Annotated in this window: 15 protein-coding genes; 6 read left to right on the top strand and 9 right to left on the bottom strand. The window is 67.0% G+C overall.

From position 1 onward, the window contains the following. Positions 1–511 precede the first annotated feature (511 nt). The gene (locus AC1Q7H_RS04375; RefSeq protein ID WP_492378184.1) at positions 512–736 is read left to right on the top strand and encodes a PA2433 domain-containing protein; all 225 of its coding nucleotides are present in this window, start codon (positions 512–514) and stop codon (positions 734–736) included. Positions 737–822: 86 nt separating this feature from the next. Here the strand turns inward: AC1Q7H_RS04375 and AC1Q7H_RS04370 are convergent, their stop codons facing one another. Next, on the bottom strand, positions 823–1,167 hold the full coding sequence (locus tag AC1Q7H_RS04370) for an RcnB family protein (protein ID WP_211980679.1): 345 nt from the start codon (positions 1,165–1,167) through the stop codon (positions 823–825). A 399-nt stretch (positions 1,168–1,566) separates the two neighbouring features. On the opposite strand from AC1Q7H_RS04370, the gene AC1Q7H_RS04365 reads away from it, so the two are divergent. Continuing rightward, positions 1,567–2,739: a GGDEF domain-containing protein gene (locus AC1Q7H_RS04365; RefSeq protein ID WP_211980678.1), complete on the top strand. Its 1,173-nt coding sequence runs from the start codon at positions 1,567–1,569 to the stop codon at positions 2,737–2,739. A gap of 7 nt (positions 2,740–2,746) precedes the next feature. Here AC1Q7H_RS04365 and AC1Q7H_RS04360 read toward each other — a convergent pair whose 3' ends face one another. The 5 genes from AC1Q7H_RS04360 to AC1Q7H_RS04340 form a co-directional block, all read right to left on the bottom strand. Beyond that, the gene (locus AC1Q7H_RS04360; protein ID WP_153953210.1) at positions 2,747–3,682 is read right to left on the bottom strand and encodes a BMP family ABC transporter substrate-binding protein; all 936 of its coding nucleotides are present in this window, start codon (positions 3,680–3,682) and stop codon (positions 2,747–2,749) included. Continuing rightward, entirely contained in the window at positions 3,679–4,665 is a 987-nt protein-coding gene (locus tag AC1Q7H_RS04355) for a Bug family tripartite tricarboxylate transporter substrate binding protein (RefSeq protein ID WP_492380989.1), read from the bottom strand. The genes AC1Q7H_RS04360 and AC1Q7H_RS04355 overlap by 4 nt, the downstream gene beginning before the upstream one ends. A 15-nt stretch (positions 4,666–4,680) precedes the next feature. Continuing rightward, positions 4,681–5,724: a porin gene (locus AC1Q7H_RS04350; RefSeq protein ID WP_228772307.1), complete on the bottom strand. Its 1,044-nt coding sequence runs from the start codon at positions 5,722–5,724 to the stop codon at positions 4,681–4,683. Positions 5,725–5,925: 201 nt separating this feature from the next. Next, on the bottom strand, positions 5,926–6,474 hold the full coding sequence (locus AC1Q7H_RS04345) for a single-stranded DNA-binding protein (RefSeq protein ID WP_492380988.1): 549 nt from the start codon (positions 6,472–6,474) through the stop codon (positions 5,926–5,928). A 183-nt stretch (positions 6,475–6,657) separates the two neighbouring features. Further along, positions 6,658–7,908 (bottom strand): MFS transporter, encoded by a 1,251-nt coding sequence (locus AC1Q7H_RS04340; RefSeq protein ID WP_013955484.1) that lies wholly within the window; start codon positions 7,906–7,908, stop codon positions 6,658–6,660. Between the two features lie 366 nt (positions 7,909–8,274). On the opposite strand from AC1Q7H_RS04340, the gene uvrA reads away from it, so the two are divergent. Together uvrA and AC1Q7H_RS04330 are read left to right on the top strand one after the other, a co-directional pair. Next, a complete protein-coding gene (uvrA, locus tag AC1Q7H_RS04335) occupies positions 8,275–11,139 on the top strand; it encodes an excinuclease ABC subunit UvrA (RefSeq protein ID WP_492380987.1) in 2,865 nt (954 codons plus the stop codon). A 110-nt stretch (positions 11,140–11,249) separates the two neighbouring features. Then, on the top strand, positions 11,250–11,735 hold the full coding sequence (locus AC1Q7H_RS04330) for an adenosine-specific kinase (RefSeq protein ID WP_211980675.1): 486 nt from the start codon (positions 11,250–11,252) through the stop codon (positions 11,733–11,735). 9 nt (positions 11,736–11,744) lie between these two features. Here AC1Q7H_RS04330 and AC1Q7H_RS04325 read toward each other — a convergent pair whose 3' ends face one another. The 3 genes from AC1Q7H_RS04325 to AC1Q7H_RS04315 all read right to left on the bottom strand — a co-directional run bounded on the left by AC1Q7H_RS04325 (position 11,745) and on the right by AC1Q7H_RS04315 (position 14,841). Continuing rightward, complete coding sequence (locus AC1Q7H_RS04325; protein WP_013955481.1) at positions 11,745–13,424, bottom strand: Na/Pi cotransporter family protein; 1,680 nt, start codon at positions 13,422–13,424, stop codon at positions 11,745–11,747. A 189-nt stretch (positions 13,425–13,613) separates the two neighbouring features. Beyond that, positions 13,614–14,225 (bottom strand): LysE family translocator, encoded by a 612-nt coding sequence (locus AC1Q7H_RS04320; protein ID WP_013955480.1) that lies wholly within the window; start codon positions 14,223–14,225, stop codon positions 13,614–13,616. A 43-nt stretch (positions 14,226–14,268) separates the two neighbouring features. Then, positions 14,269–14,841, bottom strand: coding sequence for an adenine phosphoribosyltransferase (locus tag AC1Q7H_RS04315; RefSeq protein ID WP_013955479.1), 573 nt, complete (start codon positions 14,839–14,841; stop codon positions 14,269–14,271). Positions 14,842–15,059: 218 nt separating this feature from the next. Here AC1Q7H_RS04315 and AC1Q7H_RS04310 point away from each other — a divergent pair, with 218 nt between their 5' ends. Then, entirely contained in the window at positions 15,060–15,638 is a 579-nt protein-coding gene (locus AC1Q7H_RS04310) for a DJ-1/PfpI family protein (RefSeq protein ID WP_492380986.1), read from the top strand. 102 nt (positions 15,639–15,740) lie between these two features. Then, the gene (locus AC1Q7H_RS04305) at positions 15,741–16,115 is read left to right on the top strand and encodes a ribbon-helix-helix domain-containing protein (protein ID WP_035822648.1); all 375 of its coding nucleotides are present in this window, start codon (positions 15,741–15,743) and stop codon (positions 16,113–16,115) included. Positions 16,116–16,129 lie beyond the last annotated feature (14 nt).

The raw sequence follows: 16,129 nt of genomic DNA, 5'->3' as shown, positions 1-16,129 counted from the left end.
AGCCCAATCTAGAGATCGCGGCGATTCCGATAAATCGTGCATTCGCACGGGCTGTTTCATTAATGAAGCGCGTTCCCGGAGCATCGGAAAACTGCTCCCGCTTCAATAGCGCCAACGCCCGTTTAAAATTCAGGTGACTCGGGATAATGCTTATGAAAATACCCGGATTGCCGCGCCTGGCGGTGACACGAAGGCTGCCCGGCCCAATTCAGAGCAGGCGGATTCAAGCATCATGCGACCGCATCCGTGCATGTCGGCGCGACCAGAAAATACCGGAAATATCTCGCCCAAATGGTTGAGTTCCGGATGAGACGGCGTAACTCCGGGTTGTTCAAAAGCGAAACGAATAATCGCCATTTACCCCTTCATGGGGGGATATGCGCAGCACCGGCAAAACCAGCCGACTCACGCCGCACCCGGCCAGGTGCGGGACGGCGCGGCGATGGACTATGCTGGAAATCCCAACAGCGTCTTCGTGGAGGCCATCGTGCGCAAATCTGTCCTTGTCCTTATGGCACTGCTGCTGGCCGGCGCCCCCGGCCTGGCGCTGGCCCATAACTGCCCCAATGAGATGAAGGCCATCGACGCCAAACTGTCGACCAGGCCGGCGCTGTCGCCAGAGGATTCCGCCAAGGTCGCCAAGCTGCGCGCCGACGGCGAGGCCTATCACAAGGCCGGCAAGCATGACGAAGCGATGAAATCACTGCTCGAAGCGAAGAAGATCCTGGGTATCTGATACCCATCGCAAAAAAAGAGCCGCCACGCGCCCTGGCGTGGCGGCCTTGTTTCTTTTTCCCGCGGCCGTCGCCGCAGCAGGCCGGGTCAGGAACCCGATCCGACCTGCTGGACCACGCCGTTGGGCGCCACCAGGTAATATTCCGCGCCAATCCCGACCCAGCGGGTGCCCTTGCGCGGCGCGGGCAGGTTGTATTGCTTATAGTCGTCGATCACATACTGGCGGTCCCTGAACTCGGTGGGCAGCCGGTCACCCTTCTTCCACTGCTGCACCTGCATATAAGGCGAGTTCTGCGCCGCCGGCGCGGAGGCGGCCATGGGATCCGTCATCGGCTTGGGCTTGGACTTGGCACCGCCCTGCGCCATCGCAAACGGCGCCGCCAGCACGCTTGCCGCCAGCAACAGCGCCGGCATCGCTTTCTTGGTCTTCATCGTGATCTCCTTGCGTACGGGAAAACCGAACTGCCGGAGGATCCGGACAGCATCTACCAGATTAGTCACAAATACGGACAACTGCGGCATCGGCCATCCATGGCGACGACGCTTCATATGACTGATGATGCATTCGGCTTGGCAGATTGTTCACAATTGTTTGCGGGTTGGCGCCCATTGGGGGGGAGCCGCTAACGTCACCCAAGACTAGAATGGGTCCTGACAGAAACAATTTGTTACGGGCGGCCGCTACGTAGTCTGTCAGCGGGCCGTGGCCCCGCGGCCCCGCCGCTGCGGGCGCGCACCGCCCGCTATGTTCCCTGGCTCACGCCCTGTTCACGGCGCTTCGCACGCGGGCACCCGTCCCTGCCAGAGAACCATAAAAACAGGGGACTCTCCGTGTTGCACGATGCTGGTCAATTCCTGGCCCTGGTCAATCCCGCCATTGCCATCCTGCTTTCGCTCTGCTTCCTGCTGGCCTGGAACCATGAGCGCACGCGGCACTATCTGCTGCAGCTCGGTGCCTGCTATTTGCTGTACGCGCTTGCCGTCGCCCTGCAGATCGTCTGGGTGCCGCGCAACGGCGGCGGCAACGCCACGGTCACCGGTGCGCTCTACCTGGGCAGTGCCGTGCTGATGCTGCGTGGCATGCTGGCGCGCATCGGCGCGCGCGTCGATACCTGCGCGCTGGTGTCGCTGCCGCTGGCCCTGTTTGCGGCGCTTGCCTGGTTTGATTTCGTGCAGCCCCAGTTGGTCGCCCGCATTTACATCCTGAATATCGGCATCGCGCTGATCCTGCTGCTGGGGATCGCGCCGCTTGCCCGCCTGCGCACGGGCAGCACCGCGGACCGGGTGCTGTTCTGGGTCTTCCTGTTGTTTGCCCTCCATTTCCTGCCGCGCACGGTACTGACCATTGCTCCGGCCACCGGACAGGACGCTGCCGCCTTCACCCGCTCGGCCTATTGGCTGTGGCTGCAGGTCACGCTGGCATTGCTGCTGCTCACGCTGGCGCTGGCGCTGCTGGCGGCGGCCATGCAGGACGTGATCGACGGCCTGCGGCATGAACGCGACACCGATCCGCTGACGCAGCTGCACACGCGCCGCAGCCTGGAGGCGCTGGCCGCGCGCGAAATCCCGCCACCTCAGGGCAAGCCGCTGAGTGTGCTGCTTTGCGACCTCGACTTCTTCAAGTTCATCAACGACAACTACGGCCACAGCGCCGGCGACGCGGTGCTGGCGCAAATCGGCCGGATCATCGCCGCCGGCGTCCGCCGGCGCGATATCGCCGCGCGCCTGGGCGGCGAGGAGTTCGTCGTGCTGTTGCCCGATACCCCGCCCGATGCAGCCTTGCACCTGGCCGAACGGTTGCGCCAGACGCTGGAGAGCTCGGAAATGGACGTGCTGCCGGGCATGCACTCGGTGACCGCCAGCTTTGGCGTGGCCACGCTGCGGCCCGGCGAAGACCTGGAAGCACTGCTGATGCGCGTGGACAACGTGCTGTATGCGGCCAAGAACAAGGGCAGGAATTGCGTGGAGTGGGAACGGGAGGCCGGCATGCCGGTGCTGGCATGATGCTCGGCTATGCAACCGCAGGCGCATCGCCCACAGCGAACTCGGGCCCGTCATAGCCCTCCGCCACGGCCACGCCGCCATCGAGCAAGCGCTGGCTCCAGTGGTCGATCGCCGCGCGCGCGGCCGTGCTGACATCGCGGCCCAGGGCGAGCCGAACGGCCGCCGGCGCTTCCAGCCCGAAGCTGTGGATGGTTCCCCATGCGATCCGGTCCCGCTTGAAATCCCCGATCGCCAGCTCGACGCACAGGCCGCTGTCGGCCACCGCGGAAGCCAGGAAGACATCGGGATGCCTGCTGGTCCAGTCGAGCACGTTGCCGATCTGGCGGATGCCCGCGGCACGGCAGGCGGCGATGGCACCGTCGCGGCCACCGTCGATCATCGCAAATACGATATCGGCGCCGGCGCGGGCCTGCGCGGCAACCGCGCCGCCGGCCAATGCCGGATCGTGCTGGTTGCCGCAGAAGGTCGTGAGTGCCGGCAGGCCAGGCACCACGCTGCGCACGCCATGGAGAAACGCCGCGCGCCCCTTCAGCCCGGGGCACACCTTCTCGCCCGACAAATGGGCAACCACGCCGGTGCGCGAATCCATCGCCGCCAGCACGCCCGCAAGGAAGGCGGACTGTTCCTGCAACACCGCATAGCTCGCGGTGTTGGCGCACAGCACGCTGCCCTGCGTGACCACGAAGCGCCGGGCGGGATGGCGAGCCGCGGCAACCGAAACGGGATAGTCCCCCTGTCCGCCATGCGCAACGATCAGGTCCGGACCGGTCTCGCACAGCGCCAGCAGCGCTGCGGCACGCGCCTGTGGATCCGGATCGGCAATCCACGTCACCGCCAAGTCGTGGCCGGCATTGCGTGCGCGCATGGCGCCGACATGCCCGGCTTCGTTGAAGCTGCCGCGTCCTTCGGGTCCGAACAGCACTACCTGGATGCGCGCGCTCATGACAGCGTCGCCCCGGTTGCCGCGACCACAGGACCCCAGGCCTGCGCCTGCTGGCGTACGTAGGCGGCGAACTCATCGGGCCGGCGCTCGGCCAGCACAAAGCCCTGGGCCTCCAGGCGGCCGCGCAGGGCCGGTTGTTGCAGGATGACCTGCAGTTGTTGATGCAAGCGTTGCACGATGTCCTCGGGCAGGTTGGCCGGCGCGGAGACGCCGACGAAATTTTCGGCCACCAGGCCGGGATAGCCGGCTTGCGCCACGGTGGGCAGCTGGGGCGCCTGCGGCACGCGTTGCGCCGAGGTCACCGCCAGCAGGCGCAAGGCGCCGGACTGCAGCAATGGCAGGTTCTGCGGCAGGGCATCCACCGCAAACGGGATCTGTCCGCCGAGCAGGTCGGCGCGCATCGGACCCGCGCCCTCGTATGGCACGTGCGTCAGCCGTAACCCCGCCTGCTGGCCAAACAGCTCGCCGACGATATGCGCCACCGACGCCGCCCCGCCACTGCCGAACGGCACGGGGTCGCGCTGCGCGCGGATCCACGCCGCCAGCTCCGCGAGGTTGCGCGCCGGCACCGACGGATGCACGGCAAAGACCGTCGGCACCGCGCCGATGTAATGCACGTGCGTGAAGCTGCGTACCGGGTCGTAGGCGGGCCGCCTGAGCAGGAACGGCGAGATGCTCAGCGCCGCCGAGTTCGACATCAGCAGCGTGTAGCCGTCATTGGGTGCCGCGGCGACCGCTGCCGCGCCAATCGTCGATCCCGCCCCCGGCCGGTTGTCGGTCACGAATGGCTGCCCCAGCTTTTCCTGCAGCACCGGTGCCAGCAGCCGCGCCACGATGTCGCTGGACCCGCCCGGCGGGAAGGTCACCACCAGCCGTACCGGATGGCGCGGCCATGCCGTGGCGCCGCTGTCCGCGCGCGCCGGCATCCCCGGCAATGCCGGCGCGGCCAGCGCCGCGGCAAGGAACTGTCTTCTCGAAATCACGATGGCCCTCCGGCTTTACAAGCGATGGCGCAGGCCGACGCCGCCGCCGAACTTGTTGCCACGCACGCCCATGAAGGCGGGCAGCGCATAGCTGCCGCTGATGCGGTTGAAATCGGCTTCCGCATAGACGCTAGTGCGTCTGGACAAGCTGTACTCAGCCACGCTGGTCAGCATCAGCCGGTGGCCGCTGGCGGCGGTCTGCCGGTCATAGCCGGCCGCCAGCGACAACGCCAGCGCGGGCGTTGCCTGCACCGTGGCGCCGCCGGTCAGCACATGATTGCGGGTCGGGCTCAGGTGATAGCGGTTGTCCAGGTAGCCGAGCGCCAGCTTGACGCGCCCCAGCTGGCTGCTGCCGCCGATGCCCCAGATCGTGCGCTTCTCTTCGTTCGCCAGGGCACTGGTGCTCTGGAACAGGGCGCCCACGTCGATCCGTGCCGTGATCCAGGCCAGCGCCAGCCCCCGGCTGCTGCTGGCCGCCGCATCGCCCGGCACTTCGCCGAAGGTGTAGTGCGCCGTCGCCGAGAATGCGTTCCACTGGCCCGCGTACTTCGCCATGTTGTCTTGCCGCGGACCGGTATAGCCGTTGAGGATGGCCACCGCATCGAGATTGGGATGGCCATAGGGCTGGAAGCGGAAGGTCGCGTCATAGGCCGTGGTGAACTGGCGGCCGACCGTCAGCTTCCCCCACGCCAGGTGCTCGATCCCCAGGTACGACTGCCGGCCGAACAGCCGGCCTGTACCCTGCGTGCCGACCTGTCCGTAGTTCGACGCCGCAGTGCCTTGCAGCGAAGTGCCCGTAGCCAGGTCGAAGCCGCTTTCCAGGTTGAACAGCGCCGACCATCCCGCACCCAGCGCCTCATTGCCGCGCACGCCCCAGCGCGAGCCGCTGAAGTAGCCCTCGCTCAGTTCAGCCAGGCTCTGGTCCCCGCGGTTGTTGTCCGAGTATCGGACCATGGTGTCGATCAGGCCGTAGACCGATATGGAAGTCGATACTGATTGCGCCAGCGCTTGCTGCGCAACGCCGCAGATCGCCCCCGCCAGCACGCCCGTGAGCGCCATGGCGTGACTGCGCCTTGTGTTCCCCACCTTCACGCACCACCCTCAATTTTGCATACAAATTAAGAATGCAAAATATAGGGGGTGGCCGCACATCCGCATACGAATGTGTGCGCATGAGGAAATGCGGTTTGCGCGGAGAATGCGGGCGCAAAAAAGCCCGCGTAGCGGGCTTTCGGGGTGATGCGTGAAGCGAGGTAGGAATCAGAACGGAATATCGTCGTCCATATCCTCGAAACCATTCGAGGCCGGCTGCTGCGGACGGCGTGCCGCGCCACCGCTCTGGCCGCCACCCTGGGCACCGCCCTGGCCGCCGCGGGCGCCACCGCCGTAGCCGCCGCCCGACGCTTCGCGGCTGTAGCCACCGCCGCCTGCGCCGCCACCGTAGCCGCCTTCGTCACCGCCACCGCCGCCGCCCGGGCGCGAACCCAGCATCTGCATCTGGTCGGCAACGATTTCAGTGGAGTACTTGTCCTGGCCCGACTGGTCCTGCCACTTGCGCGTGCGGATGCGGCCTTCGATATAGACCGACGATCCCTTGCGCAGGTACTGGCCGGCGATTTCGGCGATCTTGCCGAAGAACGAGACGCGGTGCCATTCCGTGGCCTCCTTCATCTCGCCGCTCTGCTTGTCCTTGTAGCGATCGGTGGTCGCCAGGCGGATATTGGTCACGGCGTCGCCGCTGGGCAGGTAGCGGGTTTCCGGGTCTGCGCCGAGGTTGCCGACGAGAATGACTTTGTTGACCGATGCCATGTGAATGTTCTCCAAAAGCCACGCGCTGTGTTGAAAAGCGTGGCAATACGATGACGGTAAAGCGGATGTAGTGTGACGCGATACTGCGGTGACGTAAACGAACATCGCGCCCCCGGCCAGACGTCGGGTGGCGCGATCATGCTAGCCCTTTTCCAGGCCGGATTCTTTACGATGTGATGCAGGTCAGGCCGGCGTTGCCGGTGCAGCTTCCTGCCCGCGCGCCGGCGGCGCCTTCATGCTCCAGGCGATTATAAGCCAGAGCAACAGCACCACCGCGCAACCGACGAACACGGCGCTGCGCCCCTCGTGCTTGAGCAGCCAGCCACCAGCCGCGCCGCCCAGGAACAGGCCCAGCGCCTGCGTGGTGTTGTAGACGCCCAGGGCCGCGCCGCGCGCGGCCGCGGCGTAGCGCGACACCAGCGACGGCTGCATCGCCTCCAGCACGTTGAACGCGACGAAGAAGAGCAGCAGGACGCCGACGATGGCCCACAGCCCGTGCACGGCGGCAAACAGCAGCTGCACCGCGGTCATCAGCGCGACCGCGCCCAGCAGCACCGGGCGCACGCGGCCGTAGCGCTCGGCCGCCATCATCGGGCCCAGCATCAGCACGAAGGACACCAGCACCACCGGCAAGTAGACCTTCCAGTGCTGGTCCAGCGGCATGCCGGCATCGGCCAGCATGGCGGGCACCACCATGAACATGGCCACCTGCGAAGCGTGCAGCGCCAGCACGCCGACATTCAGGCGCGCCAGGTCGGCGTTGAGCAGCACCTTTCGGAACGGCAGGCGCACCGGATGCGGCGGCGGCGGGGTCGGCACCAGGAACAGCGTCACGCCGATGGCCACCAGCCCCAGCACCGACATCAGCCCGAAGATGCCGGACATGCCGATGCTGTGCAGCAGCGGCGAGGCGATCACCAGCGACAGCGCGAAGGTCAGGCCGATGCTGCCGCCCACCATTGCCATCGCCTTGGTGCGATGGCGCTCGCGCGTCAGGTCGGCGATGCAGGCGGTGATGGCCGCGGAGATCGCGCCCATCCCCTGCAGCGCGCGGCCGGCGATGATGCCGCTGAGCGTGTCGGAGAAGGCGGCCACCAGCCCGCCGGCGATGAACAGCAGCAGCCCGGCCACCATCACCGGCTTGCGCCCGATGCGGTCGGACAGCCAGCCCAGCGGGATGTGCAGGAATGCCTGCATCAGGCCATAGATGCCCATGGCCAGGCCCACGCGCTGGGCGTCGTGCCCGTCGGGCAGGCTGTGCGCGAATTCGGCAAAAACGGGCAGGATCAGGAACAGGCCAAGCATGCGCAGCGCGAAGATGCTGGCCAGCGACACGGCGGCGCGCAGCTCGGCGCGGGTCATGCGTTCGCGGGCGGGGGCCTGGGATGCGTCAGCGGCACCCGCACCCGGGGAGGAAGACTGGATCGACGGCATTGCGATCGTGGGATCGTGGAATCTGTCAGGCTGGCTGCCGGTGCATCGCAACGGCAGTTTCGATCGGGATCGCGGGGGGAAGTTGCCGCCCGGAACCCGGGGCCGGCGGCGGCTTCGCCGGGCGCCTGCATGGCGCGGGCAACCCCGGAAACCGAAGTTGGGTATATTAACAGGTTTGCTCCTTCGCGCTTCCCGGGTCACCTGGCCATGCCAGCTGGCCCCCGGGCGTGTGCCCGGGCGCGCATTCCGGCCGTCGCCAGCGGTCGGAAGTGCCAAATACGGTACTTGTTTCTGGGTTTTGCGATTCCTTCAGACAGCCTTGCCAACCCCGGCAGGGCGGCCTGTCTGGCGACGACTTTTCGGCATATGGAAGAAATCAAGATCCGTGGGGCGCGTACCCACAACCTGAAGAACATCAATCTCGACCTGCCGCGCAACCGGCTGATCGTGATCACCGGCCTGTCGGGCTCGGGCAAGTCCTCGCTCGCCTTCGACACGCTCTATGCCGAAGGCCAGCGCCGCTACGTGGAGTCGCTGTCCGCCTATGCCCGCCAGTTCCTGCAGCTGATGGAAAAGCCGGACGTGGACCTGATCGAGGGGCTGTCGCCCGCGATCTCGATCGAGCAGAAAGCCACCAGCCACAACCCGCGCTCCACGGTCGGCACCGTCACCGAGATCCACGACTACCTGCGCCTGCTGTATGCGCGCGCCGGCACGCCCTACTGCCCCGACCACAACCTGCCGCTGCAGGCGCAGAGCGTATCGCAGATGGTGGACGCCGCGCTGGCACTGCCGGAAGACACCAAGCTGATGATCCTGGCGCCGGTGGTGGCCGACCGCAAGGGCGAGCACTCGGACCTGTTCGACAGCATGCAGGCGCAGGGCTTCGTGCGCTTTCGCATCCGCTCGGGCGGCGGCGCCGCGCACGAGGCCGAGGCCAAGGTCTATGAGGTCGATGCGCTGCCGAAACTGAAAAAGACCGAGAAGCACACCATTGAAGTGGTGGTGGACCGCGTCAAGGTGCGCGCCGACATCAAGCAGCGCCTGGCCGAGTCGTTCGAGACCGCGTTGCGCCTGGCCGATGGGCGCGCGCTTGCGCTGGAACTCGACAACGGCAAGGAGCATATGTTCAGCTCCAAGTTTGCCTGCCCGATCTGCTCGTATTCGCTGCAGGAGCTGGAGCCGCGGCTGTTCTCGTTCAACAACCCGATGGGCGCCTGCCCGAGCTGCGACGGGCTGGGCCAGATCACCTTCTTCGACCCAAAGCGCGTGGTGGCCTTCCCCAACCTGTCGCTGGCCTCGGGCGCGATCAAGGGCTGGGACCGCCGCAACCAGTTCTACTTCCAGATGCTGCAAGGCCTGGCCGCGTACTACGACTTCGACACCGAGACGCCGTTCGAGGAGCTGCCGGAAAACGTGCAGCAGTCGGTGCTGCACGGCTCGGGCGAGCAGGAGATCCCGTTCACCTATATCAACGAACGCGGCCGCACCACCGTGCGCGAGCATGTGTTCGAAGGGATCATCCCCAACCTGGAGCGCCGCTACCGCGAAACCGATTCGGTCGCCGTGCGCGAGGAACTGGCCAAGTACCAGAACAACCAGCCCTGCCCCGCCTGCCACGGCACCCGCCTGCGCACCGAGGCGCGCCACGTCAAGCTGGGCGAGGGCGAGCAGGCGCGCGCGATCTTCGAGATCAACGGCTGGCCGCTGCGCGACGCGCTGACGTACTTCCTGACGCTGGACATGCACGGCGCCAAGCGCGAGATCGGCGACAAGATCATCAAGGAGATCTCGGCGCGGCTGAACTTCCTGAACAACGTCGGGCTGGACTACCTGTCATTGGAGCGCAGCGCCGATACGCTGTCGGGCGGCGAGGCCCAGCGCATCCGGCTGGCTTCGCAGATCGGCTCGGGACTGACCGGCGTGATGTATGTGCTGGACGAACCCTCGATCGGCCTGCACCAGCGCGACAACGACCGCCTGATCGGCACGCTCAAGCACCTGCGCGACATCGGCAACTCGGTGCTGGTGGTCGAGCATGACGAGGACATGATCCGCGCCTGCGACTACGTAGTCGACATCGGCCCGGGCGCCGGCGTGCACGGCGGCATGATCGTGGCCGAGGGCACGCCGCGGCAGATCGAGGAGTCGCCGGCATCGCTGACCGGGCAATACCTGTCCGGCCAGCGCCGCATCGAGGTGCCGAAGGAACGCGCCGCGCCCGACGATGAGCGCCTGCTGCGCATTGTCAACGCCAGCGGCAACAACCTGCGCAACGTCACCGCCGAGGTGCCGGTGGGCTTGCTGACCTGCATCACCGGCGTGTCCGGCTCGGGCAAGTCGACGCTGATCAACGACACGCTCTACCACGCGGTGGCGCGCCACCTGTACGGCTCAACGCCGGAGCCGGCGCCGCATGACCGCATCGAGGGGCTGGAGCATTTCGACAAGGTCATCAACGTCGACCAGAGCCCGATCGGCCGCACGCCGCGCTCCAACCCGGCCACCTACACCGGCCTGTTCACGCCCATCCGCGAACTGTTCGCCGGCGTGCCGTCGGCCAAGGAGCGCGGCTACGATCCGGGCCGCTTCTCGTTCAACGTCAAGGGCGGGCGCTGCGAGTCCTGCCAGGGCGACGGCGTGCTCAAGGTCGAGATGCACTTCCTGCCGGACGTCTATGTGCCCTGCGATGTCTGCCACGGCAAGCGCTACAACCGCGAGACGCTGGAGGTGCTGTACAAGGGCAAGAACATCTCCGAGGTACTGGACCTGACCGTCGAACAGGCGCATGAGTTCTTCAGCGCCGTGCCGGTGGTGCGGCGCAAGCTGCAGACGCTGCTGGACGTGGGCCTGGGCTATATCCGGCTGGGGCAGTCGGCGACCACGCTGTCGGGCGGCGAGGCGCAGCGCGTCAAGCTGTCGCTGGAACTGTCCAAGCGCGATACCGGGCGCACGCTCTATATCCTGGACGAGCCCACCACCGGGCTGCACTTCCATGACATCGAACTGCTGCTCAAGGTCATCCACAAGCTGCGCGACCAGGGCAATACCGTGGTCATCATCGAGCACAACCTGGACGTCATCAAGACCGCGGACTGGCTGATCGACATGGGGCCGGAAGGCGGCGCCGGCGGCGGGCAGGTGATCGCGCGCGGCACGCCGGAGGATGTGGCCAGGAGCAAGGCCAGCTTTACCGGCAAGTACCTGGCGCCGCTGCTAAAGCGCGCATAGGGGTGTGCAGGCGCATGCGGGCCGGTGGCGCCGCGCCGCTTGCATTCACCACCCCGCGCCCTACCATGAACCCGATGGCGGCAAGCCCTGCGGCCATTCGGGAGCCTGTCATGGAACTGTCGGTCGTGTCGGTCACCAAGCCGGAAGCCACCAACTTCATCTTCGGCCAGTCGCATTTCATCAAGACCGTGGAAGACCTGCACGAGGCGCTGGCCGGCACCGTGCCGGGCATCCTCTTCGGGCTGGCGTTCTGCGAGGCCTCGGGCAAGCGCCTGGTGCGCTGGTCGGGCACAGATGAAGACCTGATCGACCTGGCCTGCGAAAACGCCCGCGCCATCGGCGCCGGGCATACCTTCCTGATCTTCCTCGGCGACGGCTTCTTTCCAGTGAACGTGCTGGCCGCGGTGCGGGCGGTACCGGAGGTGTGCCGCATCTTCTGCGCAACGGCCAACCCGACCCAGGTGATCATCGCCCAGACCGATGCCGGGCGTGGCGTGGTGGGCGTGATCGATGGCGCCTCGCCGCTGGGGATCGAGACCGATGCCGATGTGGCCGAGCGCAAGGCGCTGCTGCGGAAGTTCGGCTACAAGCTCTAGCGTCGCCGCTCAGTGCTGCGCTGCCTGCACGGTCGACACCGTCGGCAGGTCGTCTTCCTTCATCCGGCTGCGGTTGAGCACCCCAGCCTGCTCCAGCACCGGATAAGCCGTCGCACAGAACAGCGAATTCAGGCGCTTCAGTTCGCTGATCACATCCAGGTGCAATGAGCTGGTCTCGATGCTCTCGGCGGTCTGCACCGCCACGCGCTGCAGGTGGGTGCGCGCGTACTTGCGCTCCAGCTCGCGGAAGTTCGCTTTCTCGGCCATCAGCGCCTGCGCGCTCTTGAGGTCGCCGTTGAGGAACACCGACAGGCCCAGCCGTAGGTTGGCGACCAGGCGTGCGTGCATCTCTGCGATCTCCTGCATGCCCGCCTCGGAGAACATCAGGTTGTGGGCGATCTTCTTGTCCTTGGTATCGAGCAGGATGCGCTCGATGATGTCGCCCGCGTGTTCCAGGTTGATGGTGAGCGAGATGATCTCGGTCCAGCGCTGGCCGTCGCGCTCGTCCAGCGCTTCCAGGCTGATGCGGGTCAGGTAGAGCTTGATCGCGGTGTAGAGGTCGTCCACCTCATTGTCGATGCGGCAGGTGGCGTCGGCCAGCTTGGCGTCGTTGGTGCGCAGCACGCGCAGCATGTTGTCCAGCATCTGCTCGACGCGGTCGCCGATGCGCAGCACTTCGCGCGCGGCGTTGGCCAGCGCGAGCGTGGGCGTGGTCAGCGCGGCCGTATCGAGGTGGCGCGGCGTGACCTGGCTGTCGCCGGTGTTGCGCCCGGGCAGCACCTTCTCGCACAGGCGCGCCAGCGGCGCGGTGGCGCCCAGCAGCAGCACCGCCAGCGCGACGTTGAACAGCAGGTGGAAATTAACGATCAGCCGTTGCGGGTCATGGTCCAGCAGCGCCAGCAGCTCTTCGGCCTGGCCCAGCAGCGGCAGCGCCACCAGGCAGCCCAGCAGGCGCGACAGCAGGTTGCCCAGCGTCACGCGCTTGCCCGGCTGGTTGTTGCCCGAGGTGGTCAGCAGCGCCGAGATGCCCGAACCCAGGTTGGCCCCCAGCACCAGCGCCAGCGCCACGTGGATCGACACCACGCCGGCCGACGCCAGCGCGCCGCAGAACAGCACCACGGCCAGGCTGGAATAGCACAGGATGGTCAGGAAGGCACCGACCAGCATGTCCAGCCCCGAGTCGCCGGTCAGCGAGGCGAACAGCACCTTGACGCCGGCGGCCTGCACCACGGGACGGGTGGCGATGGAGATCAGTTCCAGCGCCAGCGTGATCAGCCCCAGGCCGATCAGCACGCGGCCGACGTGGCCGGGCTTGCTGCCCTTCCAGGTCAGGTGGCAGATCACGCCAACGAAGATCAGCAGCGGCGACAGCCATGACAGGTCCAGCGAGAACACCTGCACCATCAGCGCGGTGCCGACGTTGGCGCCGAGCATGATGGCCAGCGCCGGCGCCACGGCGATCAGGCCCTGGCCGACGAAGGAGCTGACGATGACCGCGGTGGCGTTGCTGCTCTGGACCAGGCCCGTGACGCCGAGCCCGGCAAGGAAGGCGGTGAAGCGGTTGGAGACGCTGGTCGACAGGACATGGCGCAGGTTCGCACCGTAGACGCGCAGGATGCCGACCTTGACGATGTTGGTGCCCCAGACGAGCAGGGCAACGCCTGATAGCAGGTGAAGGAGTACGCCCATTGTGCGCCTTTGTGTGTCCAGTGCCGACAAAACCCTGGAGGCTCGGCCCGGTCATCGTGTAGTTGTCAATGGGGCATTATGCGCCCGCCACCCGACAGCGGCAACGGCACGGGTGCGGCGTGCGGGCAACGGGCAACACCGGCAAAGCATGCCGCAACGAGCGCCCGGGTGCGCGCCAGGCGACGGCGCTCAGGGCAGCGCGACCTTGATCCCCAGACCGACGAAGATCGCCCCGGCGGCGCGGTCCAGCCAGCGGCCGGTGGCCGGGCGGCGGCGCAGCCAGGCGCCCAGCCAGCCGGCGCACAGCCCGAACAGCGAGAACACCACCGCCGTCTGCAGCATGAAGACCACGCCCAGCAGCAGGAACTGCAGCCCCGGGTGCGTGGCATCGGCGCGCACGAACTGCGGCAGGAACACCAGGAAGAACAGTGTCACCTTGGGATTCATGATGTTGCCGAGCACGCTCTGGCGGAACACGCGCCCCAGCGGCACCGCATCGACATCACCGCCCTGCGCCAGCCCGCCCTTTGCGCGCAGCGCCTGAATGCCGATCCAGATCAGGTAGGCCGCGCCCGCGTACTTGATCAGCTGGAACGCCAGCGGCGACGAGCGCAGCACCGCGGCCAGCCCCACCGCCGCAATCACGGTGTGGAACAGGCACCCGACCGAAAAGCCCAGTGCCGCCACCAGCCCCGCGCGCCGGCCCTGCGCCATGCCGCGCGCCAGCACCTGCAGGTTGTCGGGCCCCGGGGCCACAGTCACGGCAATCGAAGTCAACAGGAACAGCAGCAGGTCAGGCATGGGGTCTCCTTGCGTGGAAATCTTGCGGGCCGGTCAGCGTGGCTCAGTGACCTTCAAACTTGCACACGGTGAACAGCGGCAGCCCGCCGTCCTGCAGCAGCTTCGAGCCGCCCAGTTCGGGCAGGTCGACGATGGCGGCGCCCTCCACCACCGTCGCGCCCAGGCGCTCCAGCAGCTTGCGCCCGGCCATCATGGTGCCGCCGGTGGCGATCAGGTCGTCGACCAGCAGCACGCGGTCGCCGGCCTTGCAGGCGTCGGCATGGATCTCGACGGTGGCGCTGCCGTATTCCAGCTCGTACTCCTCGGCCACGGTCTGGAACGGCAGTTTGCCCTTCTTGCGGATCGGCACAAAGCCCAGGTTCAGCTCATACGCGACGATCGCGCCCAGGATAAAGCCGCGCGCGTCGATGCCCGCCACCAGGTCGAGCTGCGCATCCATGTAGCGGTGCACAAAGACATCGATCAGCACGCGCAGCGTCTTGGGATTCTGCAGCAGCGGGGTGATGTCGCGGAACATCACTCCCGGCATGGGCCAGTCCGGCACGGTGCGGATGCGCTCGCGCAGGTAGCCGGTGACGTCGCCGAGCTCGGGGGACTGGATGATGGAATCTGCCATAGGGGTCTGGAGACGGTAGGCGCGCAGCGTGGCGCGCACCAGTCAGAAAGGGGTCGCAGTGGGTCGCGGCAGGGGTGGCCGCCGGCGCGGTAACCAGTTACCACCCGCGCCACCGGGGCGGCCAGCACAATGGCCCTGCCGGCCCGGTTGGCTAGCCAAGGGGCCGGGCTGCCGCGTCCGGCACCCGCCGGACACCCGTAACCATACAGGAGACCGCGATGGCAAAAAAGATTCTGATGCTGGTGGGCGACTACGCCGAAGACTACGAAACCATGGTGCCGTTCCAGGCACTGCAGATGGTCGGCCACACCGTCCACGCCGCCTGCCCGGACAAGCAGGCGGGCGACGCCTGCGCCACCGCCATCCATGACTTCGAGGGCGACCAGACCTACACCGAGAAACGCGGCCACAACTTCACCCTCAACGCGACCTTTGCCGGGATCGACCCCGCCAGTTACGACGCACTGGTCATCCCCGGCGGCCGCGCCCCGGAATACCTGCGTCTGAACGCGCGCGTGCTGGAGATCGTGCGCCACTTCGCCCAGGCGGACAAGCCGATCGCCGCGGTCTGCCACGGCGCCCAGCTGCTGGCCGCGGCAGGCGTGCTGGAAGGCAAGACCTGCTCAGCCTACCCAGCCTGCGCGCCCGAGGTGAAGCTGGCCGGCGGCACCTATGCCGATATTCCCGTCGACCACGCCCATACCGACGGTAACCTCGTCACCGCCCCGGCCTGGCCCGCGCATCCGGCCTGGCTGGCACAGTTCCTTGCCGTGCTGGGTACGCGGATCGTACATTAGAGCTTTCCGCACGCGGCGCCCCCACGCGTGAAGGCACGGCCCGCCCCCCTGCGGCGAGCCGTGCACATGCCCGCCGGCCGCGCCGCCCGCACGGGAGCATCCATGTGTGAAATCTTTATCCGCGCCAATCCGGCGTCGTACCAAAGCCAGTCGCGCTCGCTGCGCCTGCATGGCGTGGCCACCAGCATCCGGCTCGAGAGCCTGTTCTGGGAAGTGCTGGAAGAACTGGCGCGACGCGACGACATGACCGTCAACCAGCTGATCACGCGCCTGCACGATGAACTGACCGAACATCGCGGCAGCGAGGCGGTGGCGGGCAATTTCTCGTCCTTCCTGCGTGTGTGCTGCCTGCGCTACCTGATGCTGCAAGGCGAGGGCCGCATCCCGGCCGATACCAGCGTGCCGATCCGCTCGCTGGACGCACGCGCCGTGCTCGACAACCTGCCGGAATCCTGGGTCGAGGCGCGTCCGCACTGACGCATCCGGCGGCC

Source organism: Cupriavidus sp. GW823-FHT06D04 (assembly GCF_058795055.1).
The sequence above is the reverse complement of the archived record's forward strand: the minus strand, read 5'-3'. Positions and strand labels throughout refer to the sequence as shown.